The sequence below is a fragment of the Vibrio sp. THAF190c genome, assembly GCF_009363355.1.
Taxonomy (GTDB): domain Bacteria; phylum Pseudomonadota; class Gammaproteobacteria; order Enterobacterales; family Vibrionaceae; genus Vibrio; species Vibrio fortis_A.
On the sequence record NZ_CP045338.1, the window covers coordinates 2,836,928 to 2,856,969 of the forward strand.

At 46.1% G+C, this 20,042-nt stretch carries 22 protein-coding genes; 16 read left to right on the forward strand and 6 right to left on the reverse strand.

Features of this window, described 5'->3' with window-relative positions; translation table 11 throughout:
• Positions 1-49: 49 nt before the first annotated feature.
• Complete coding sequence (gene tkt, locus FIV04_RS12675) at positions 50-2,044, reverse strand: transketolase (protein WP_152469310.1); 1,995 nt, start codon at positions 2,042-2,044, stop codon at positions 50-52.
• Positions 2,045-2,392: 348 nt separating this feature from the next.
• Between tkt and metK the strand changes: the two genes are divergently transcribed.
• From metK to FIV04_RS12695, 4 genes are all read left to right on the forward strand, one after another.
• A complete protein-coding gene (gene metK / locus FIV04_RS12680) occupies positions 2,393-3,547 on the forward strand; it encodes a methionine adenosyltransferase (RefSeq protein ID WP_152469311.1) in 1,155 nt (384 codons plus the stop codon).
• Positions 3,548-3,903: 356 nt separating this feature from the next.
• On the forward strand, positions 3,904-4,701 hold the full coding sequence (locus tag FIV04_RS12685) for a DUF2189 domain-containing protein (protein WP_150869299.1): 798 nt from the start codon (positions 3,904-3,906) through the stop codon (positions 4,699-4,701).
• A gap of 77 nt (positions 4,702-4,778) precedes the next feature.
• The gene (locus FIV04_RS12690; RefSeq protein ID WP_152469312.1) at positions 4,779-5,282 is read left to right on the forward strand and encodes a SprT family zinc-dependent metalloprotease; all 504 of its coding nucleotides are present in this window, start codon (positions 4,779-4,781) and stop codon (positions 5,280-5,282) included.
• A gap of 90 nt (positions 5,283-5,372) precedes the next feature.
• Positions 5,373-6,104, forward strand: coding sequence for an endonuclease (locus FIV04_RS12695; protein ID WP_152469313.1), 732 nt, complete (start codon positions 5,373-5,375; stop codon positions 6,102-6,104).
• Between the two features lie 80 nt (positions 6,105-6,184).
• Here the strand turns inward: FIV04_RS12695 and FIV04_RS12700 are convergent, their stop codons facing one another.
• A complete protein-coding gene (locus tag FIV04_RS12700; protein WP_152469314.1) occupies positions 6,185-7,525 on the reverse strand; it encodes a hypothetical protein in 1,341 nt (446 codons plus the stop codon).
• A 194-nt stretch (positions 7,526-7,719) separates the two neighbouring features.
• Here FIV04_RS12700 and rsmE point away from each other — a divergent pair, with 194 nt between their 5' ends.
• The 5 genes from rsmE (at position 7,720) to FIV04_RS26935 (ending at position 10,782) form a co-directional block, all read left to right on the forward strand.
• Positions 7,720-8,451, forward strand: coding sequence for a 16S rRNA (uracil(1498)-N(3))-methyltransferase (gene rsmE / locus FIV04_RS12705; RefSeq protein WP_032549841.1), 732 nt, complete (start codon positions 7,720-7,722; stop codon positions 8,449-8,451).
• A 13-nt stretch (positions 8,452-8,464) separates the two neighbouring features.
• Entirely contained in the window at positions 8,465-9,415 is a 951-nt protein-coding gene (gshB, locus tag FIV04_RS12710) for a glutathione synthase (RefSeq protein WP_152469315.1), read from the forward strand.
• Between the two features lie 94 nt (positions 9,416-9,509).
• Positions 9,510-10,073 (forward strand): YqgE/AlgH family protein, encoded by a 564-nt coding sequence (locus FIV04_RS12715; protein WP_032549843.1) that lies wholly within the window; start codon positions 9,510-9,512, stop codon positions 10,071-10,073.
• Positions 10,074-10,104: 31 nt separating this feature from the next.
• A complete protein-coding gene (gene ruvX, locus FIV04_RS12720) occupies positions 10,105-10,527 on the forward strand; it encodes a Holliday junction resolvase RuvX (RefSeq protein ID WP_032549845.1) in 423 nt (140 codons plus the stop codon).
• 96 nt (positions 10,528-10,623) lie between these two features.
• A complete protein-coding gene (locus FIV04_RS26935; RefSeq protein WP_172974247.1) occupies positions 10,624-10,782 on the forward strand; it encodes a hypothetical protein in 159 nt (52 codons plus the stop codon).
• 55 nt (positions 10,783-10,837) lie between these two features.
• Here FIV04_RS26935 and FIV04_RS12725 read toward each other — a convergent pair whose 3' ends face one another.
• Together FIV04_RS12725 and FIV04_RS12730 are read right to left on the reverse strand one after the other, a co-directional pair.
• Entirely contained in the window at positions 10,838-11,947 is a 1,110-nt protein-coding gene (locus tag FIV04_RS12725; protein WP_152469316.1) for a PilT/PilU family type 4a pilus ATPase, read from the reverse strand.
• A gap of 15 nt (positions 11,948-11,962) precedes the next feature.
• Positions 11,963-13,000 carry a type IV pilus twitching motility protein PilT gene (locus tag FIV04_RS12730; RefSeq protein WP_150869306.1) on the reverse strand — a complete coding sequence of 346 codons (1,038 nt, stop codon included), beginning with the start codon at positions 12,998-13,000 and terminating at the stop codon, positions 11,963-11,965.
• Positions 13,001-13,026: 26 nt separating this feature from the next.
• On the opposite strand from FIV04_RS12730, the gene FIV04_RS12735 reads away from it, so the two are divergent.
• The 7 genes from FIV04_RS12735 to hemW are packed head-to-tail and all read left to right on the forward strand — an operon-like array spanning position 13,027 to position 17,793.
• Positions 13,027-13,731 carry a YggS family pyridoxal phosphate-dependent enzyme gene (locus FIV04_RS12735; RefSeq protein ID WP_150869307.1) on the forward strand — a complete coding sequence of 235 codons (705 nt, stop codon included), beginning with the start codon at positions 13,027-13,029 and terminating at the stop codon, positions 13,729-13,731.
• 56 nt (positions 13,732-13,787) lie between these two features.
• The gene (proC, locus tag FIV04_RS12740; RefSeq protein WP_152469317.1) at positions 13,788-14,606 is read left to right on the forward strand and encodes a pyrroline-5-carboxylate reductase; all 819 of its coding nucleotides are present in this window, start codon (positions 13,788-13,790) and stop codon (positions 14,604-14,606) included.
• A gap of 54 nt (positions 14,607-14,660) precedes the next feature.
• Complete coding sequence (locus FIV04_RS12745) at positions 14,661-15,218, forward strand: YggT family protein (protein WP_150869309.1); 558 nt, start codon at positions 14,661-14,663, stop codon at positions 15,216-15,218.
• Positions 15,218-15,508 carry a DUF167 family protein YggU gene (gene yggU / locus FIV04_RS12750; protein WP_150869310.1) on the forward strand — a complete coding sequence of 97 codons (291 nt, stop codon included), beginning with the start codon at positions 15,218-15,220 and terminating at the stop codon, positions 15,506-15,508. Before FIV04_RS12745 ends, yggU begins: the two co-directional genes overlap by 1 nt.
• Before the next feature lie 28 nt (positions 15,509-15,536).
• Positions 15,537-15,968 (forward strand): DUF4426 domain-containing protein, encoded by a 432-nt coding sequence (locus FIV04_RS12755; RefSeq protein ID WP_152469318.1) that lies wholly within the window; start codon positions 15,537-15,539, stop codon positions 15,966-15,968.
• A 38-nt stretch (positions 15,969-16,006) separates the two neighbouring features.
• On the forward strand, positions 16,007-16,606 hold the full coding sequence (locus tag FIV04_RS12760) for an XTP/dITP diphosphatase (protein ID WP_152469319.1): 600 nt from the start codon (positions 16,007-16,009) through the stop codon (positions 16,604-16,606).
• Positions 16,606-17,793 carry a radical SAM family heme chaperone HemW gene (hemW, locus tag FIV04_RS12765; RefSeq protein ID WP_152469320.1) on the forward strand — a complete coding sequence of 396 codons (1,188 nt, stop codon included), beginning with the start codon at positions 16,606-16,608 and terminating at the stop codon, positions 17,791-17,793. The genes FIV04_RS12760 and hemW overlap by 1 nt, the downstream gene beginning before the upstream one ends.
• 316 nt (positions 17,794-18,109) lie before the next feature.
• Here the strand turns inward: hemW and glsB are convergent, their stop codons facing one another.
• Both glsB and trmB read right to left on the reverse strand, forming a co-directional pair.
• Positions 18,110-19,030 carry a glutaminase B gene (gene glsB, locus FIV04_RS12770; protein WP_150869313.1) on the reverse strand — a complete coding sequence of 307 codons (921 nt, stop codon included), beginning with the start codon at positions 19,028-19,030 and terminating at the stop codon, positions 18,110-18,112.
• Positions 19,031-19,199: 169 nt separating this feature from the next.
• Positions 19,200-19,919 carry a tRNA (guanosine(46)-N7)-methyltransferase TrmB gene (gene trmB, locus FIV04_RS12775; protein WP_032549858.1) on the reverse strand — a complete coding sequence of 240 codons (720 nt, stop codon included), beginning with the start codon at positions 19,917-19,919 and terminating at the stop codon, positions 19,200-19,202.
• Between the last annotated feature and the right edge of the window lie 123 nt (positions 19,920-20,042).

The following is a 20,042-nucleotide window of genomic DNA, read 5'->3' on the forward strand; positions in this document are numbered from 1 at the left end:
TCGGTTTTCTATTTTCACTTCAGCATAAGGCCTTCGTGGATAACTCACATTAAGCTAGAAGCTCTTGAGCTGTGCTTACTACGTTTTCAGTAGTAAAGCCGAACATCTTGAATAGTTCGCCAGCTGGTGCAGATTCACCGAATGTTGTCATACCGATGATGCGACCGTCGAAGCCAACGTACTTATACCAGAAGTCAGCAATACCCGCTTCGATAGCGATACGTGCTGTTACGTCTGATGGTAGAACTTCTTCGCGGTACGCTGCGTCTTGCTTGTCGAATGCATCAGTAGATGGCATTGAAACAACGCGTACTTTTTTGCCTTCAGCCGTTAGTTGCGCGGCAGCTTCTACTGCTAGCTCAACCTCAGAACCCGTTGCGATAAGGATAAGCTCTGGCTTACCTTCACAGTCTTTCAGGATGTAAGCACCTTTTGCGATGTTCGCTACTTGCTCTGCATCACGAGGTTGCTGTGCAAGGTTTTGACGAGAGAAGATTAGAGACGTTGGTGCGTCTTTACGCTCGATAGCCAGTTTCCAAGCCACTGCAGACTCAACCTGGTCACATGGACGCCATGTGCTCATGTTCGGTGTTAGACGTAGTGATGCCATTTGCTCAACTGGTTGGTGAGTTGGGCCATCTTCGCCAAGACCGATAGAATCGTGTGTGTAAACTTGGATGTTCTGAACTTTCATCAGAGCAGCCATACGCATTGCGTTACGAGCGTATTCCATGAACATTAGGAAGGTTGCGCCGTAAGGAACGAAACCACTGTGTAGTGCGATACCGTTCATTATAGCTGTCATACCGAATTCACGTACACCGTAGTGGATGTAGTTACCAGAGAAGTCATTTGCTTCTAGAGACTTAGAACCAGACCACATAGTTAGGTTCGAAGGTGCTAGGTCAGCAGAGCCGCCCATAAATTCTGGAAGCATTTGACCAAACGCTTCTAGTGCGTTTTGAGATGCTTTACGTGATGCGATATCAGCAGGGTTTGCTTGAAGATCAGCAATGATTTGGTTTGCCTTCTCTTCCCACTCAGCTGGTAGTTCGCCATTCAGACGACGCTTAAGCTCTGCTGCTTCTGCTGGGTAAGCCGCTGCGTACGCATCAAACTTCGCGTTCCAAGCCGCTTCTTTCTCAGCACCTGCTTCTTTTGCATCCCACTCAGCGTAGATGTCTGCAGGAACTTCAAATGGACCGTGAGCCCAGCCTAGTGCTTCTTTCGTTGCTGCGATCTCGTCGTGACCTAGTGGTGCGCCGTGACAGTCGTGAGAGCCTGATTTGTTAGGAGAACCAAAACCGATGATAGTTTTAGTACAGATAAGCGTAGGACGAGGGTCTGCTTTAGCCGCCTCGATTGCAGCGTTGATCGCTTCGATATCGTGACCGTCTACTGCAGGGATTACGTGCCAGCCGTATGCTTCAAAACGCTTAGGCGTGTCGTCAGAGAACCAACCTTCAACTTCACCATCGATAGAGATGCCGTTGTCATCCCAGAAAGCGATAAGCTTACCAAGACCTAGCGTACCTGCTAGAGAACATGCTTCGTGAGAGATACCTTCCATCAGACAGCCATCACCCATGAATGCATAAGTGAAGTGGTCAACGATATCGTGGCCTTCTTTGTTGAACTGAGCAGCAAGTGCTTTCTCAGCCATCGCCATACCAACCGCGTTAGTGATGCCTTGGCCTAGAGGACCTGTTGTCGTTTCGATACCTGGTGCGTAGCCATACTCTGGGTGACCTGGAGTCTTAGAGTGCAGTTGACGGAAGTTCTTAAGATCTTCGATAGATAGCTCATAACCGCTTAGGTGAAGCAGAGAGTAAATTAGCATTGAGCCGTGGCCGTTTGACAATACAAAACGGTCGCGGTCTGCCCACTCTGGATTTGCTGGGTTGTGGTTCAAGTGACCACGCCAAAGAACTTCAGCGATGTCAGCCATCCCCATAGGTGCGCCTGGGTGGCCTGAATTAGCTTGTTGAACACCGTCCATACTAAGTGCGCGGATTGCATTTGCGAGATCTTTACGAGAAGGCATGTCTGCTCCTGAGTGCATAAGCGATTTGAAAAATGAGAAATAATTGCTAGTTATTAGCGCGGTTATTCTCTCAAACGCCTATGGCGACTGCAAACGTTTTGCTGAGGTTTTCAAGGTCAGTTTTCGCACTTTTACAACATTTCCCTAGTTTTTAACGGACTAGCACAAGTGAGAAAGCAATCGTTTGGTTATGACATATCATAAAAAAGAGCTTGTAATTCGACCGTTAAAAATTAGAATAGACGTCTAGATGTAGAAACACCTACAGAATTTATTGAATTTAATCTCGGCGCAGCCCGCTGCGACGCAGATAGAAACTTTGCACCTAATACTAAAAGTGGAGCTCTCATGGCTAAACACCTTTTCACTTCTGAATCTGTTTCAGAAGGCCATCCAGATAAAATTGCAGACCAAATCTCTGATGCTGTTCTTGATGCCATCTTAGAACAAGATCCAAAAGCACGTGTTGCTTGTGAGACATACGTGAAAACGGGCATGGTTATGGTTGGCGGTGAAGTAACAACGTCTGCATGGGTTGATATCGAAGAGATCACTCGTCAAACAGTTCGTGAAATTGGTTACGTTCACTCTGATATGGGCTTTGATGCTGACTCTTGTGCAGTACTAAACACTATCGGTAAGCAGTCTCCAGACATCAACCAAGGTGTTGATAAAGCAGATCCTAAAGAGCAAGGTGCAGGTGACCAAGGCATCATGTTTGGTTACGCAACAAACGAAACTGAAATCCTAATGCCAGCACCAATTACCTACTCTCACCGCCTTGTTGAAAAACAAGCTGAAGTACGTAAAAGCGGCAAGCTAGACTTCCTTCGCCCAGATGCGAAATCACAAGTTACTTTCCAGTACGACCAAGGCAAGATCGTTGGTATCGACGCTGTTGTTCTTTCAACGCAACACTGTGATTCAGTAACAACTCCTGATCTACGTGAAGCAGTAATGGAAGAGATCATCAAGCCAGTACTACCTTCTGAGTGGATTAACAAAGACACTAACTTCTTCATCAACCCAACTGGCCGTTTCGTAATCGGTGGCCCAATGGGTGACTGTGGTCTAACTGGTCGTAAGATCATTGTTGATACCTACGGCGGCGCAGCTCGTCACGGTGGTGGTGCATTCTCTGGTAAAGATCCATCAAAGGTTGACCGTTCTGCAGCTTACGCAGCTCGTTACGTTGCTAAAAACATCGTTGCAGCTGGCATGGCAGACCGTTGTGAAATCCAACTTTCTTACGCTATCGGTGTTGCTGATCCAACATCTATCATGGTTGAAACTTTCGGTACTGAGAAAGTATCTCATGACATCATCATTGAAGCAGTTCGTCAAAACTTCGACCTACGCCCATACGGCCTTCAAGAGATGCTGAACCTTCTTCAGCCAATCTATAAGAAGACGGCAGCTTACGGCCACTTCGGTCGCGAAGAGTTCCCATGGGAAGCAACAGACAAAGCAGCAATCCTAGCTGACTTCGCGGGCCTAAAATAATTTAACGCTACGCAAAAAAATTTCCAAAAGCCCTTGCTCGTTAGTAAGGGCTTTATTTTTATACAGTTACCTCAACTACCCCACCATATTTCGTCCACTTCTCTTCTTATACCCCTCTCAAAAACACCCCGGATAATTTGTGTTTTTTGACAGTAGTGACAATAGTTAGAGTACTCCTAGGCGATCAAGCTCACATTTGGTGCAACAACTGGTTAGGTTACACCCTGTTAGGAAACACGAGACAACTCTCTAGGACATGATATTTCAATAACAGCTCAGCCAAGATGACTCGCTGCCAGCCGCTGTGAAGACATACGAGGTTGAATTTAGGACGTTATTTTAACTAAGGGGAAGTTATGCCTCGTACTGCAAATCCATCCGATTTTAAAAAAGACAAAAATAGGGTGAGTGACAGTGAATACGCTCGCACTATTCCGTGTAACCAAGTCAGTATTTCTGCGCCCTTTCATTGGCTGTCACTCGCGCTTCACGATTTAGTGCGAATGCCGATGATCAGTGCATTCTATGGTTTATGTTTTATGGCAGCTGCCGTGGCGATTGTTCAGCTTGTTCAGTGGCAAGGTACACACCTAGTGGTTATGCCGAGTCTGATTGTCTACATGCTGATTGGGCCGTTTTTAGCGCTCGGCTTATATGATGCTAGCTGGGAGAGAGAGAAAGGCCACAACGCTAGTCTATTCCACTCAATGAAGGCAATCACTCGCAACTCAACTCACCAATGGGCATTTGCCATTGTGCTAATGGTAGCGATGATTTTCTGGATGAGAATCGCAGCCCTGTTACATGCTCTATACCCATCAGTGCAAGGTGCACCACTTGCTGAGTTTGCCCCATTCTTGATAACAGGCTCTGTGGTCGGCTTTGTCATTGCTAGCCTCATTTTTAGTATCTCAGCCTTCTCGATTCCACTAATGATGGAGCGCCGAGTTGACGTAATGAGTGCGATATTCACTAGCTTCAACGCGGTGAAATCTAACCTACCAGCTATGGTAGTATGGGCTGCCATCATTTGCGGCGGTATCTTAATTGGTTTTGCCACTTACGGTGTCGGTATGATCGTGACCATGCCGCTACTCGGCTATGGTACATGGCACGCCTACCATGAGACCATCAAGAAAAAGCACCACATGTAATACCTGATCTACATCGGGAGCAATGATAGGATAAGGCCTTAGCATCAAGCTAAGGCCTTTTGTTTGGAGTCTCACTTTTGTCGTCTTACAGCCCATTACACCATCGTGCCAACAAGAAATTGGCTGAGTGTATTCACATTGCAAACTCGCACTTCTCTCGCCAATTTCCAATTCCAAAGCTGACTTATCAAGTACGAGGGAAAGCTGCGGGAAAAGCTTATCTTCAACTTAATGAAATACGTTTAAATTCGGTGCTGTTCAATGAAAATCAAGATGCCTTTATTGAGGAAGTGATCCCTCATGAGATAGCACACCTTATTACTCATCAAGTCTTTGGTCGCGTTAAGCCTCATGGTAAAGAGTGGCAGTATGTAATGGAGCAAGTGTTCAAGGTGCCAGCAAAGACCACGCATAGCTTTTCGGTGGACTCAGTACAAGGCAAGACATTCGAATACAACTGCGGCTGTACCCTCTACCCACTGACCATCCGTCGTCATAATAAAGTGCAGCGCAATCAAGCAAGCTACCGCTGTCAGCAGTGCAAGCAGCTTCTCACTTTCACCGGTAAACAGCTCAGCTAAGCACAATAAAGCCAGCCATAAAATGTAATAGAGTAAAGTGTCACTTGAGTGCTAGACTGATAATTATCATACTTTTATCAGTCTTTTCGCATGAAAAAATCACCTTCAAAAGCATTTAGCCTACTGGTGTCTTTTTGCTTTTCAATACTATTTGGCCTACTGGTAACCCAAAGTGTTTTCGCCGCGCCGCCAAGCTCTTTTTCCAAAGCAAAACAGGAAGCCGTAAAGATCTACCTTGACCACCCCACTTCTTTCTATTGTGGTTGTGACATTACTTGGAAGGATAAAAAGAAAGGGGTCCCTGACCTTGAAGGTTGCGGCTATGAAGTCAGAAAACAGCAGAAGCGAGCTTCTCGCATTGAGTGGGAGCATGTGGTGCCTGCATGGCAATTCGGCCACCAGCGTCAGTGTTGGCAGAATGGCGGTCGTAAGAACTGCACCCGCAATGACAAGGTCTTCAAATCAATGGAAGCAGACCTCCACAACCTAACTCCTGCGATCGGTGAAGTGAATGGTGATCGCTCTAACTACAACTTCAGCCAATGGAATGGGGTTGATGGCGTTAGCTACGGTCAATGTGAGATGCAGGTTAACTTCAAACAGCGCAAGGTTATGCCACCCGATCGCGCCAAAGGTTCAATCGCGCGCACTTACCTGTACATGAGCAAAGAATACGGCTTCAAGCTATCGAAACAACAAACCAACCTAATGATGGCGTGGAATAAGCAGTTCCCTGTCGATAAATGGGAGTGTACTCGTGATGAACGTATTTTCCGCATTCAAGGTAACCATAACCCATTCGTTTATGAGAGCTGTAAGTAAGTGAACGATTGAATATTGTTAGAAAAGTACCCACAGAAAAAACAAAAGGCTCTTTAAAATTAAAGAGCCTTGGTCGCTAATTAGTGTTCAAAATCTTCCAGGTAGCGCAAGTCATCAATGACGACTGTGTTGTCTTCCCACTGTACAGAGCGAGAAGCGGCCATCACGCCTGATTGGCGGCTATCACACCAACCTGTTCCCTGCGCAAACGCACTTGGGTTATCTGGTAAGTTCGCAAGCTCCATGCGAATGTCAGCGCTAGACTTGCTCAAGATTCTATTAGCCACAAATACGGCTCTGTCTTGAACACCTTGATCTGACAATCGAGAACGTTGTCCCCATTGAATCTTCCATTCATCACATGACGGATTGCTTGATTGCGGAATGCTCACAAACGCAAAATCAGAGATCGCATTGTATTTCTTATACATCATGTATGCTTCAAACAGCATCGCGACATCTTCCGCTGGATGTGAATAAGAGTAGAATGCAGCGGCCTTATCACTTACGAACTCTATACCAGCGGCTTCACCGGTCAAATTGCGGACATCGTCAGTCATCTCCTTACCACGAAACGCAACTTGTGCTGCGTCTATCAATGTTGTTGAAGTTAACGGATTGCTATCAAACAAATCTCGATTCAATGTTTGTAGCTTCTGAAGGTAGCTAGAGATAGTTCCTGAGCTTGGCGTTTGTATCAAATCACTTGCTGGTAAAAAGTCATTGGCATGAGCTAACTCGTGCGCCAATAATCGAAACAGCCCTGGCGCGACATGCTCAGCTCCACGCTGATAGTTAGCAGTTGCATTGTATGTATTTGAATAGGTTACGTAATTGTAAGAGTTTTGCTCAACGTAACGCTGCGCTTTGTCGAACTTAAACTCTGTCTGGAAGTTCTTGCGGTAATCATCTTGTTGGTAAATAGAATCCCACTCACTCTTCGTACGCCACACATACCTCGGGTCAATATACATTGATGCCGTAGCGGTATTGTAAAAAGATGGGCGCACATCATAACTGAGCACGATACTGTTAAGTGGTTTAAACAGGTTGAGTAGATCCTGGTCGTTAATTTCTCGCAGTGCTGCAATAAAGCTCTCAGCCATCCATGAGTGTGAAACGACCAACCGACTTTCAATCTGTTCAATCGTGACATCTGTACCATCGACCCCGATAGGTTGAATAACCGATAAGTCACAAGAGCGCTTTTCTAAAAATGCCTTAGCACAATCAACAATATCAGACGATGAAGAAGTGGATGTGACTGTCGAAACCGACGTTAAAGAAGGCGTACCATTCACATTAGGTGAAGCAATACTCGCAGGGGCATCTGATGACGAGCCAGAGCCTCCCCCACAGCCAACCAACAGTGCGCTAATAATAGAGCCTGCTAAGATAGAACGTTTTTTCATTTGCAACATAAATAAGCCTAGTTTTAATTATATTTATTTTCAATCGCTTGGATTCTATTCCTCAAGTTTATAAATTACAAACTGTCACTCTCAAACTTCGGATAGCACGCCTATTTATGCCAACCACTTGTTTTTTCTTCACTGCGCATCCATGTTAGGCTGAGACACTAAACCCCAGATAAACAATTTACAGGTCAACCAACATGAGAATCCCTCGAATTCACCACCCTGAACCCATTCAACAATTAGGTTCTCTCGCACTTGGCGAGGATGCTGCAGGGCATGTTGGACGCGTATTGCGCATGAAAGAGGGCCAAGAAGTCCTGCTTTTTGATGGTAGCGGAGCGGAGTTTCCGGCTGAGATCACCGAAGTGTCGAAGAAGAATGTGACGGTTAACGTGACAGAGCGAATCGAGCGCAGCAGTGAGTCACCACTCGACCTGCACCTTGGTCAGGTTATCTCTCGCGGCGATAAGATGGAATTCACAATCCAAAAGTCGGTAGAGCTTGGCGTAAACACCATTACCCCACTCATCTCTGAGCGCTGCGGCGTGAAGCTTGATGCGAAACGCTTCGAGAAAAAACTAGCGCAATGGCAGAAGATCGCGATTGCCGCCTGCGAGCAGTGTGGTCGTAACACCGTACCTGTGATTCGCCCTATCATGCAGCTCGAGGAGTGGTGTAGTGAGCCAAGCGAAGCACTAAAGCTAAACCTACACCCTAGAGCAAAGTACTCAATCAATACTCTGCCAGAACCGATCAACAAAGTTCGCCTATTGATTGGCCCAGAAGGTGGCTTATCAGCTGAAGAGATCAGCATGACAGAACAATACAAATTTGAAGAGACGCTACTTGGTCCACGTGTTCTACGAACTGAGACTGCGGCTCTAACTGCAATTACAGCTTTACAAGTTCGTTTCGGCGATCTTGGTTAAACGGAGAAAAATAATGATCAAAATCGGTATCGTGATGGACCCTATTTCGTCCATCAACATCAAAAAAGACTCTAGCTTTGCCATGATGCTTGAAGCGCAACGCCGCGGCTACGAAATCCATTACATGGAGATGAATGATCTTCACCTCGATCAAGGTGTTGCAATTGCCGACACTAAGGTTGTTGAACTGAAAGAAGATCCAAACGGCTGGTATGAATTCAAGTCAGAGCAAACTATCGCCCTGTCTGATTTAGATGCCGTTTTAATGCGTAAAGATCCTCCGTTTGATACTGAGTACATCTATGCGACTTACATCCTAGAGCGTGCAGAAGAGAACGGCGCGCTCATCGTCAACAAACCGCAAAGCCTTCGTGATTGTAATGAAAAACTGTTCACTGCATGGTTCCCAGAGTTAACGCCAACCACTATCGTTACGCGTAAAGCGGAAAAGATTAAAGAGTTCCGTGAGAAGCACGGCGATGTGATTCTGAAGCCTCTTGATGGCATGGGTGGTGCGTCTATCTTCCGAGTTAAAGAAGGCGATCCAAACGTATCTGTAATCATTGAAACACTGACTAACCACGGCCAGAACTACGCAATGGCTCAGACTTTCGTTCCAGACATCAGCAATGGTGACAAGCGTATTCTTGTTGTGGATGGCGAGCCAATGCCTTACTGCTTAGCACGCATCCCTGCGAAAGGCGAAACTCGTGGTAACCTAGCCGCTGGTGGTACAGGTGAAGCACGTCCTCTTAGCGAAACTGACTGGGCAATAGCTAAAGCAGTCGCTCCAACTCTGAAAGAGAAAGGACTGATTTTTGTTGGCCTTGATGTGATTGGTGATAAGCTAACAGAGATCAACGTAACCAGCCCAACTTGTATTCGTGAAATTGAAGGTGCCTTCAATATCTCAATTACCGGTAAGCTAATGGATGCGATTGAACGCCGCATTAGCGCAAAATAACCTAAGCTAATAATTAGACAATAATATTAGCTGACTGAGTTAGCATGAGAGCGGCGACCAAGCCGCTCCTTTTTCCTTTAGAGCAGGAGGTACTATGAATCTCACTAACCATTTTCTGGTCGCAATGCCTGGAATGAAAGATCCTTACTTCCAAAACTCAGTGATCTACCTTTGCGAACACAATGACGAAGGAGCAATGGGGCTGATGATTAACGCTCCCATTAACGTCACTGTAGGCAATATGCTCAAGCAAGTTGAAATCGACGCAACTCAGCCTAAGTTGAATCAAGCCAGTTTAGACAAACCCGTCTTGAGTGGTGGCCCTGTTGCTGAAGACAGAGGCTTTATCCTGCACAAGCCCAACGGCAACTACCAATCCAGCATCAGCATGACGGATCAGCTCTCTGTCACGACATCACGTGACATTCTTACGGTTCTCGGCACTGAGGATGAACCTCAACACTATCTTGTGGCTTTAGGCTACGCAGGTTGGGAGCCAGGACAGCTAGAGACAGAGCTGACTGAGAACTCTTGGCTGACTGTTGAGGCCGACCCTAAGGTCATATTTGACACCCCTATCGCAGAACGTTGGAAGGTCGCAGTTCAGATGCTCGGAATCAACGCAGCACAACTGTCGGCAGAATCTGGTCACGCATAACCTTTATCCATCTCATCAATTTGGAAACACTATGTCACGTACAATTATGGCATTCGATTACGGTACAAAAAGTATCGGTAGCGCTATTGGTCAAGAAATCACAGGCACAGCTAGCCCACTAAAAGCCTTTAAAGCGAAAGATGGCATCCCAAATTGGGACGATATTGAAAAGCAGATCAAAGAGTGGCAACCCGACCTCATTGTGGTTGGGTATCCAACAGACCTTCATGGCAAAGAGCTAGAGACCATTACCCCGCGAGCAAAGAAATTTGCTAACCGCCTAAAGGGACGTTTTGGTGTTGATGTTGAACTGCATGATGAGAGACTATCTACGGCTGAAGCGCGCGCTGAACTGTTTGACATGGGTGGCTACAAAGCCTTGAGTAAAGGCAATGTTGATAACCAATCTGCTGTAGTGATTCTAGAAAGCTGGTTTGAAGCACAATATTCTTAGCAAAAATTAAGTGGTCAATAATTCGACCTTTTTGTGATCTCGCTCTTAATTCATGACGTAGTACTGGTGCTATTCATAGTCAAAGTGGGAGTTCACATGAAAATTTTTCTAGTTATCTTTGCCGCTCTAACCATTTCTGCTTGCAGCTCATTAACCAGCTCTGCAGGCTACAGCGGTAACCAATACCCTGAAAAAATAAAGCTTGAAAAAGAGAGAGGTTATTCCTCTGACAACCGCAGTTTTTCACGCAATTAAGCTTTCTCAAACTCAAAGATTTCAAAGCCCTGAACACGTTCAGGGCTTTTGTTATTTATCCCATATCAATCTTAACACCAGCCAGAGATCCAGTGCCGTAATCATCGTCACCGCGTTGTGTTTTCAGCATCAATCGCAAGTCGTTAGCCGAGTCTGCACTGTGGAATGCATCCTCTTCACTGATTTCCCCTGCAATAACTAAGTCATACAGCGCTTGATCGAAAGTCTGCATACCAATCTCTTTCGACTTTGCCATGGTTGCTTTGAGTTCATGCAAATCACCACGACGAATAAGATCTGACACACGTGGGCTGTTGAGTAAAATCTCAAACACACCGTGACGACCATTGCCATTTTTGTCTCGTATGAGCTGCTGTGCAACAACTCCACGCAGGTTCATCGACAAATCAAACAAGAACTGCTCTTTCTGCTCTTTCTGCACCAAATGAAGAATACGTTCTAAAGCTTGGTTAGCATTATTCGCATGCAGAGTGGCCATACATAAGTGCCCAGTCTCAGCAAAGGTCATTGCGTATTCCATGGTTTCACGGCTTCGAATCTCACCAATCAAGATCATATCGGGAGCTTGACGTAACGAGTTCTTGAGCGCAACTTCGTAGCTCTCTGTATCTAAGCCCACCTCACGCTGGGTGACAATGCACTTCTTGTGCTCATGCACAAACTCAATCGGATCTTCCACCGTAAGAATATGACCTGAACGATTGTTGTTGCGATAACCCGTCATTGCCGCCATTGACGTCGACTTACCAGAACCTGTTGCACCAACCACCAGCACAAGGCCGCGTTTAGCGATTGAAAGGTCCTGTAGCACATCAGGGAGCTTTAATTGCTCAAAGGTTGGGATGTTGGTTTCAATACGACGAATCACAGCACCTGGCAGTTCTCGCTGAAAGAAAGCACTGACACGAAAGCGCCCACCGTCTCGAACAATGGCAAAGTTCGCCTCACGCGTTTGGCGATACTCATCACGTCGCTCTTGATCCATCATTGCGTCTAGCAGCTGTGACACTTGATCTTCATTGAGAACTTCACCTTGCGGGCGCAGCTCTCCATCGACACGAAACAACACTGGCGCATCAACCGTGATATAAAGATCGGACGCCTTTTGCGACAGCATCCCCTCAAGGATCTGATTTAATTCCATTACCAATACCTTTGATTAAAACAGCGCTGTTTCTATTTCAATTTTCTTCTGGACTTCATCTGAGTCAACTAGGCCTTGGGCAATCAACTGTTTGGCATTTTGCTCCATGGTCTGCATACCATGCGCGGCACCTGTTTGAATAATTGAATACATCTGAGCGACCTTGTCCTCACGAATCAAGTTACGAATCGCAGGGGTCGCCATCATGATTTCATGACACGCGACTCGTCCACCACCAACACGCTTAAGCAGCTTCTGAGCAATCACCGAACGCAAGGATTCAGAAAGCATCGAGCGAACCATGTCTTTATCACTGCCTGGGAACACATCAATAATACGGTCGATGGTTTTGGCCGCAGAACTAGTATGCAGAGTACCAAAGACTAGGTGACCCGTTTCTGCCGCGGTCAATGCTAAGCTGATTGTCTCTTGGTCACGCAGCTCGCCAACTAAGATGACGTCTGGGTCTTCACGCAGTGCACTACGCAGCGCCGCTTTAAAGCTGTGAGTATCACGATGAACCTCACGTTGGTTAACCAAGCACTTGTTATTGGTATGAACAAATTCGATAGGGTCTTCAATGGTCAGGATGTGCTTGTTGTGGTTACGGTTTACATAATCAACCATCGCCGCCAGTGTGGTCGACTTACCAGAGCCCGTTGGGCCAGTGACCAAAACCAAACCTTTCTCAAAGTTAGCTATCTTTTCAAAGATATCAGGAGCACCTAACTGCTCGAGCGTCGGGATTTCAACAGGGATGGTTCGAAACACCGCAGAGCAACCACGCGACTGGTTAAAGGCATTCACACGGAAACGGCCAACATTCGGCAACTCAAATGAAAAGTCCACTTCCAGCTTCTCTTCAAACTCACTGCGCTGTGAATCGTTCATGATCTCAAAAACCAAACGGTGAACATCAGCATGGCTCAAAGCCGGTATTCCAAGCTTCCTAACTTCACCATCTATACGTACCATTGGAGATACACCCGCAGAAAGATGTAGATCTGACGCGTTATGCTTTACACTAAAATCCAGTAACTCAGTGATATCCATTTATTTTCCCTTAAGTAAAGTCAGCTATGAGTAGTATTCAACAAAATATCGAGCAAATCACCTCGCAGATTAGAACTGCAGAGAAAAAATGTGGCCGAACGCCAGAGTCGGTGCAACTTTTAGCCGTTAGTAAAACAAAACCGAATGACGCGATCCTTGAAGCGGCACTCGGAGGACAGGTTGCCTTTGGTGAAAACTACGTTCAAGAAGGTGTTGATAAAGTAAAACACTTTTCAGAACAACATTCTAACCTTAATTTGGAGTGGCATTTTATTGGACCAATTCAATCCAATAAAACGCGACCGATTGCAGAAAACTTCCAGTGGGTACACTCGGTTGAGCGCGATAAAATTGCCCAACGCTTAAACGATCAGCGCCCTGTAGGCTTAGAACCACTGCAAGTTCTTATTCAAGTTAATACCAGTGGTGAAGACTCAAAATCAGGGACCGATGAAGAATCAGTTTTTGCATTAGCGGAGTTGATTTCATCACTTCCTAACCTCACTTTAAGAGGATTGATGTCAATTCCTGCTAACGTGTCAGATTATGAATCGCAACTTGCTGCATTTAATCAGCTCTCAAGCCTGCAGCAAAAGCTCAGTTCAAAATACGACAACATAGATACACTATCTATGGGTATGAGCGGAGACATGGAAGCGGCCGTTGAGGCAGGAAGTACCATGGTACGTATCGGTACCGCTATTTTTGGTGCACGCAATTACGCAAAATAGTTTAATCGTATTATCTCATCAGCCTTCAACTGGCGATGAAGCTCAGGATTGTATATATGGAACATAAGAACATCGCCTTTATCGGCGCAGGCAACATGGTACGTTCTATCGTGGCGGGTTTAGTCGCGAGTGGTTACCCTGCTGATAAAATTACCGCGACAGCACCATCAGAAACACGCAGAATACCGCTTGAAAAAGATTACGGTATTAATACAACCAGTAACAATATCGACGCCGCCACGCAGGCTGACGTAGTGGTACTCTCTGTAAAACCACAAATGATGGAAGAGGTGTGTAAGCCACTGCAGCAAGTAGACTTTGGCAACAAACTTGTGATCTCAATTGCAGCAGGTATCAACGCGACTCGACTCGATGAAATGCTAGACTCTTCACTGAGCCTTGTTCGAGTGATGCCAAACACGCCATCGCTAGTTGGCAAAGGTATGAGTGGTTTGTTTGCCAATGCCAAAGCGACAGAAGACGATAAAACCTTTGCAGCACAGCTGATGCAAGCGGTTGGCAAAGTCACTTGGGTTGAGCAAGAGTCTGGGATTAACAACATCATTGCCGCTGCAGGTAGTGCTCCAGCTTACTTCTTCCTATTTATGGAAGCGATGCAAGCGGAAGCCATTAAACAGGGTTTTACGCCTGAAACCGCACGCCAATTAGTTCAGCAATCAGCACTCGGTGCAGCAGAAATGGTTGTCGCAAACCCTGACACTGAGCTTTCTACATTGCGTGAACAAGTGACATCTAAGGGCGGCACAACAGCTGAAGCTCTGCGCACCTTTAATGAGAATCACCTATCAGAGATTGTCGCCAAAGCGATGCAAGCCGCGGTAGCAAGAGCTGAAGAGATGGAAAAACTATTTTAAGAACAGCATAGCGCTCACTGGATCGCTATGAATTACTCCGAAAAAGGAACCTATATGAACTCGATGAGCTTTTTGATCTCGACCCTTTTTGATCTCTATATCATGGTGGTGATCTTACGTATTTGGTTGCAAGCATCACGTGCTGACTTCTACAACCCGTTCTCACAATTCATCGTAAAAGCTACTCAACCGGTTGTAGCACCACTGCGTCGTGTCATTCCATCAATCGGTAGCATTGATATGGCGACGGTATTGTTCGCCTATGCGTTGTGCGTACTGAAGTTTGTTGCTCTCAACCTGATCATCTCAGGTGGCGCTGCCGTATTTGATATCAGCTTCCTAATATTTGGGGCTCTTTCACTACTGAAAGCTGCTGGTGGACTGCTGTTCTGGGTACTATTGATCCGTGCAATCCTAAGCTGGGTTAGCCAAGGTCGTAGCCCAATCGAGTATGTATTCCATCAACTAACAGAGCCAATGCTAATCCCGATCCGCCGAATTCTTCCTGATATGGGTGGTTTCGACCTTAGCGTGTTAGTACTGTTTATTGTTCTGCAGTTTGCTAACTTCTTGATGGGTGATCTAGTTGGTCCTATCTGGTTCCAACTATAATGTCAGTGGCCGTTTGGAGAGAGGAAGATGACATTCTTCTGCGGCTCTACATCCAGCCCAAAGCAAGCCGAGACAAGATTATCGGCTTGCATGGTGAAGAGTTAAAAATCGCCATCACAGCACCTCCTGTCGATGGCAAAGCTAATGCCCATCTAACCAAGTATTTGTCGAAGCAATTTAAAGTCGCTAAAGGGCTGGTTAAGATCGAAAAGGGCGAGTTAGGGAGACATAAACAAGTTCGAATATGTTCCCCTAGCCAAATACCGAATGAAATTGAAGCCATCTTGTGATGGCTTTTTGCTATTTATTGGAGTCACTATGCGTTTATGGATTGCAGCACTACTTACAAGCTTGATTGCACTGCCAACTTGGGCGGGACAATTTAAAAACATCAAAGACGTTGAGGTACATTATTCTGCTTTCAACTCAACATTCCTAACCGCTCAAGTAGCTAAGCAGTATCAGTTAAAACGAAACGGCTACTCAGCTATTTTAAACATCAGCATTCTGGATACTTCTGCACTAGGCAAACCCGCTACGACTGCTAAAATCTCTGGAACTGCAAGAAACCTAGTCGGCAACACTCGAACTTTGGAGTTTCGTGAAATCAAAGAAGGCGATGCTATTTACTATCTCGCAGAGTTTCCAATCACACACGAAGAGAACATCACCTTTGATATCGATGTTAACTCTGGCCTAAAAGGCGCTGGCCCGCTTCGTTTTACCCAAAAATTTTATGTTGAAGAATAATCTCTTCACTTCCACTATTTAAATTTAGAGTTACCCCAATGAATAAGATCGTTCTAGCTACAGGCAATCAAGGCAAAGTTCGCGAAATGGCAGATCTTCTGTCTGACTTCGGCTTTGAAGTTTTAGCACAAAGTGAATTCAACGTATCTGAGGTTGCAGAAACCGGAACTACCTTCATCGAAAATGCGATCATTAAAGCGCGTCATGCAGCCAAAGAAACAGGGCTTGCAGCCATTGCGGATGACTCAGGTCTAGAGGTTGACTACCTAAAAGGCGCACCAGGCATATACTCAGCGCGCTACGCTGGCGAAGATGCATCAGATCAAGAGAACTTAGAGAAGCTTCTAAAGGCGATGGAAGGTGTGCCAGAAGCCGAGCGTACCGCCCGCTTCCACTGTGTTTTAGTATTAATGCGTCACGAAAACGATCCAACACCTATCGTTTGTCATGGTAAATGGGAAGGTCGCATCTTAACTGAAGCGCATGGTGACAATGGCTTCGGTTACGACCCTATCTTCTTCGTACCTGAAGATAACTGTGCCTCAGCAGAGCTTAAACCGACACGTAAAAAGCAGCTATCTCATCGTGGTAAAGCACTAGCTACACTGTTCAAAACGCTAAAAGAGCAAGCTCAGTAATGAGTCAAGCGACACTGATTCCACCAGCTCTGAGTCTTTATGTTCACATCCCATGGTGTGTGCAGAAATGTCCATACTGCGACTTTAATTCGCATGCGCTAAAAGCCGACATACCAGAGAACGAGTATATCGATGCCCTGCTTGAGGATCTTGATGCCGATATTGAAAGATATCACCTCAACCAGTCACCGAGACCTCTACACTCGATCTTTATTGGCGGTGGAACACCGAGCTTATTCTCCCCTCAAGGTATCGAGCGAATGCTTAAAGGGATTGAGCAACGTATCCCGTTTAAGGCTGATATCGAGATCACCATGGAGGCAAACCCAGGTACCATCGAGGCGGAACGTTTTGCCGGTTATCGAGAGGCTGGAGTCACACGTATCTCAATTGGTGTTCAAAGCTTTGAGCAAGAGAAACTAGAGCGATTGGGACGAATCCACGGTCAAGATGAAGCGATCAATGCGGCTCATCTTGCACATAAGATCGGTCTAAACAGCTTTAATCTCGATCTTATGCATGGATTACCGGATCAGAGTATTGAACAAGCTCTGACGGATCTTGATAAGGCGATCGAACTCGATCCTCCGCATCTATCTTGGTATCAGCTCACTATTGAGCCTAATACCATGTTCTACTACAAGCCACCTACGCTGCCTGACGATGATGACCTATGGGATATCTTCGAGCTAGGGCATAAGAAGCTCGCCGAAGCAGGTTATGTGCAATACGAGATCTCAGGCTATAGCAAGCCGGGCTATCAATGTCAGCACAACCTCAACTACTGGCGCTTTGGTGACTACCTCGGCATCGGTTGTGGCTCTCACGGTAAGCTGAGCTTTAGCGATGGTAGAATCGTACGTACCACTAAGGTAAAGCACCCTAGAGGCTATCTCGCTGCGTATCAGAATCTTGCTAAGCCTTATCTGTCGGATGAATTTGAGGTCGCTAATGAGGATAGGCCATTTGAATTCTTCATGAACCGCTTTCGATTAATGGAGGCATGTCCAAAACAAGATTTCTTGGATACGACAGGGCTGGGCTTTGAAGCGGTTCAAGAGACCATCAACTGGGCTAATGACTTAGGCTACTTGCAAGAGACAGAGACGCATTGGCAAATTACCGAAAAAGGTAAGTTGTTCCTCAATGACCTGCTAGAAGCGTTTATGGCGGAAGAAGACGAGTAATTCGAGATTCGAGATTCGAGATTCGAGATTCGAGATTCGAGATTCGAGATTCGAGATTCGAGATTCGAGAAAAATGATGAAAGGGTTGGCTTTAGGGTCAACCCTTTTCTAATTTGCGCGAAGAAAGGAACAGACTCCCGACTACGCTCCTTCGTCGCTATCGGGAATGACGTTAAGTATTGTCACTTATGATCAGAACACTAGCTTAACCCGTCATCCCCAAGAATGAGGAACGAGTGAGTTGGGGATCTCTAAACTCCACCACAGCGAAGCGCTCTATAGGACGAAGTCCGTGCTAGCATCTCGCATCTATCTTCTAAAAAATCGAACGACCAATGCGCTCTGAAAGCAGCTCGAGAGCCTTGGTGCCCGCAAGTGAGTTACCTGAAGGATCAAGCTCCGGAGACCACACAGCAATCGTCATCTCGCCCGGTACGATAGCGATGATGCCACCACCTACACCAGATTTACCCGGCATACCAACGCGATACGCAAATTCACCAGCACCATCATACAATCCACAAGTCGCAAGCAATGCATTCAACTGTTTCGTTTGAGTTGGAGTAATCACCTGCTTCTGAGTCTGTACTGAAGTGCCTTTATTCGCTAGATAGCTAAAGGTCTTCGCCAAGTCGACACAAGTCATTTTAAGCGCACAAGCATGGAAGTAGTTGTTCAATACCGGAATCACTTCATTGTCGAAGTTACCAAATGCTCGCATCAAGTAAGCAATCGCCGCATTACGATCACTATGCATCATCTCTGAAGCTGCAACGACCTTGTCGTAGACAATATGCGTATCACCAGAGAGCTGACGTACAAACTCCAACAAACGCTGTCTTGGTGCAGATAGACGGCTATGCAATAAGTCTGAAACCACGATCGCGCCCGCATTGATAAACGGATTGCGTGGAATACCCTGCTCCATCTCTAGCTGAATCATGGAGTTAAATGCTTGGCCTGAAGGCTCTTTGCCTACACGCTGCCAGATCTCCTCGGGCTTATAGAGCACCATGGCCAAGGTCAAGCTTAAGGCTTTAGAGATAGATTGAATAGAAAAGGCTTCTTCTGCGTCTCCCGCTTGGATCACCTCACCTTCATTGGTGTAAACGGCAATAGCAAGCTTTTGATTCGAGACTTTGGCCAGAGCCGGAATATAGTCAGCCACTTTCCCTTGGCCAATTAAAGGGCGAACTTCTTCTAGAATCTCCGCCAAGATAGCTTGTGTCGGTTTCATGCTTGTGTACTTCTGTATTGTTATTCTTGTAGGGCTGGTGTCTCACACCATTGATTTATTCATCAGCTAAGGACAAAAAAGCCAACATTACAACAATGTTGGCTTTTATCAATACTACAAAGTGTAGGGGCAATCGCTCAGTAACTGAGCCGACTCACTTTGCTTTGAATTACTTAGTACGCTTGTACTTAATATCCCATACGCCGTGACCTAAACGGTGGCCACGAGCTTCAAACTTAGTTAGCGGGCGCTCATCTGGACGAGGAATGAAATCACCCTCTTCTGCGATGTTCTCGAAGCCTGGAGCAGCGTTCATTACTTCGATCATGTGCTCTGCGTAGTTTTCCCAGTCAGTCGCCATGTGGAAGATACCAGTTTCAAGGTGTAGCTTCGCGCGAACCATCTCAGCAAACTCGGCTTTAACAATACGACGCTTGTGGTGACGCGCTTTGTGCCATGGGTCTGGGAAGAATAGCTGTAGCGTATGAATGCTGCTATCTGGGATCATGTGCTCGAACACTTCAACCGCATCGTGACACATCACACGTAGGTTAGTTACGCCAGCGTCACGCGCAGTACCAAGACACGCACCGACACCAGGGCTGTGAACTTCGATACCTAAGAAGTTTTTCTCTGGTGCGTTCTTCGCCATTTCAACCAGTGATGCACCCATACCAAAGCCGATCTCTAGTACTACAGGGTTATCGTTACCGAAAACTTCTTTCCAATCTAGAAGTTCTGGGTTGTAGTCGATACCCATAGTTGGCCAACACTCGTTCATCGCGTTCTCTTGGCCTTTGGTTAAGCGGCCTTCGCGGCGAACAAAGCTGCGGATCTTACGAACCAGTTTGCCGTCTTCAGTATATTCGTTAGTGGTCACTTCACTCATTGATTTTTGCCTGCACATTGATTAATCAAAGCGGGGATTATCCAAAGAATTGCCGTCTGTGCAAGTCTTTCTGCTGATAAATTCCCACACAATTTGTCTGTTTTACATCCAACCACAAGTGTG

Bases quoted from the DNA above. Each gene is read 5' to 3' on its own strand.
- rsmE (WP_032549841.1), top strand. From the start codon at position 7,720: ATGAGAATCCCTCGAATTCACCACCCTGAACCCATTCAACAATTAGGT.
- FIV04_RS12730 (WP_150869306.1), bottom strand. From the start codon at position 13,000: ATGGATATCACTGAGTTACTGGATTTTAGTGTAAAGCATAACGCGTCA.
- FIV04_RS12725 (WP_152469316.1), bottom strand. From the start codon at position 11,947: ATGGAATTAAATCAGATCCTTGAGGGGATGCTGTCGCAAAAGGCGTCC.
- glsB (WP_150869313.1), bottom strand. From the start codon at position 19,030: ATGAAACCGACACAAGCTATCTTGGCGGAGATTCTAGAAGAAGTTCGC.
- FIV04_RS12755 (WP_152469318.1), top strand. From the start codon at position 15,537: ATGCGTTTATGGATTGCAGCACTACTTACAAGCTTGATTGCACTGCCA.
- FIV04_RS26935 (WP_172974247.1), top strand. From the start codon at position 10,624: ATGAAAATTTTTCTAGTTATCTTTGCCGCTCTAACCATTTCTGCTTGC.
- proC (WP_152469317.1), top strand. From the start codon at position 13,788: ATGGAACATAAGAACATCGCCTTTATCGGCGCAGGCAACATGGTACGT.
- FIV04_RS12760 (WP_152469319.1), top strand. From the start codon at position 16,007: ATGAATAAGATCGTTCTAGCTACAGGCAATCAAGGCAAAGTTCGCGAA.
- FIV04_RS12745 (WP_150869309.1), top strand. From the start codon at position 14,661: ATGAACTCGATGAGCTTTTTGATCTCGACCCTTTTTGATCTCTATATC.
- FIV04_RS12715 (WP_032549843.1), top strand. From the start codon at position 9,510: ATGAATCTCACTAACCATTTTCTGGTCGCAATGCCTGGAATGAAAGAT.
- hemW (WP_152469320.1), top strand. From the start codon at position 16,606: ATGAGTCAAGCGACACTGATTCCACCAGCTCTGAGTCTTTATGTTCAC.
- gshB (WP_152469315.1), top strand. From the start codon at position 8,465: ATGATCAAAATCGGTATCGTGATGGACCCTATTTCGTCCATCAACATC.
- trmB (WP_032549858.1), bottom strand. From the start codon at position 19,919: ATGAGTGAAGTGACCACTAACGAATATACTGAAGACGGCAAACTGGTT.
- tkt (WP_152469310.1), bottom strand. From the start codon at position 2,044: ATGCCTTCTCGTAAAGATCTCGCAAATGCAATCCGCGCACTTAGTATG.
- FIV04_RS12685 (WP_150869299.1), top strand. From the start codon at position 3,904: ATGCCTCGTACTGCAAATCCATCCGATTTTAAAAAAGACAAAAATAGG.
- ruvX (WP_032549845.1), top strand. From the start codon at position 10,105: ATGTCACGTACAATTATGGCATTCGATTACGGTACAAAAAGTATCGGT.
- metK (WP_152469311.1), top strand. From the start codon at position 2,393: ATGGCTAAACACCTTTTCACTTCTGAATCTGTTTCAGAAGGCCATCCA.
- FIV04_RS12735 (WP_150869307.1), top strand. From the start codon at position 13,027: ATGAGTAGTATTCAACAAAATATCGAGCAAATCACCTCGCAGATTAGA.
- FIV04_RS12700 (WP_152469314.1), bottom strand. From the start codon at position 7,525: ATGTTGCAAATGAAAAAACGTTCTATCTTAGCAGGCTCTATTATTAGC.
- FIV04_RS12695 (WP_152469313.1), top strand. From the start codon at position 5,373: ATGAAAAAATCACCTTCAAAAGCATTTAGCCTACTGGTGTCTTTTTGC.
- yggU (WP_150869310.1), top strand. From the start codon at position 15,218: ATGTCAGTGGCCGTTTGGAGAGAGGAAGATGACATTCTTCTGCGGCTC.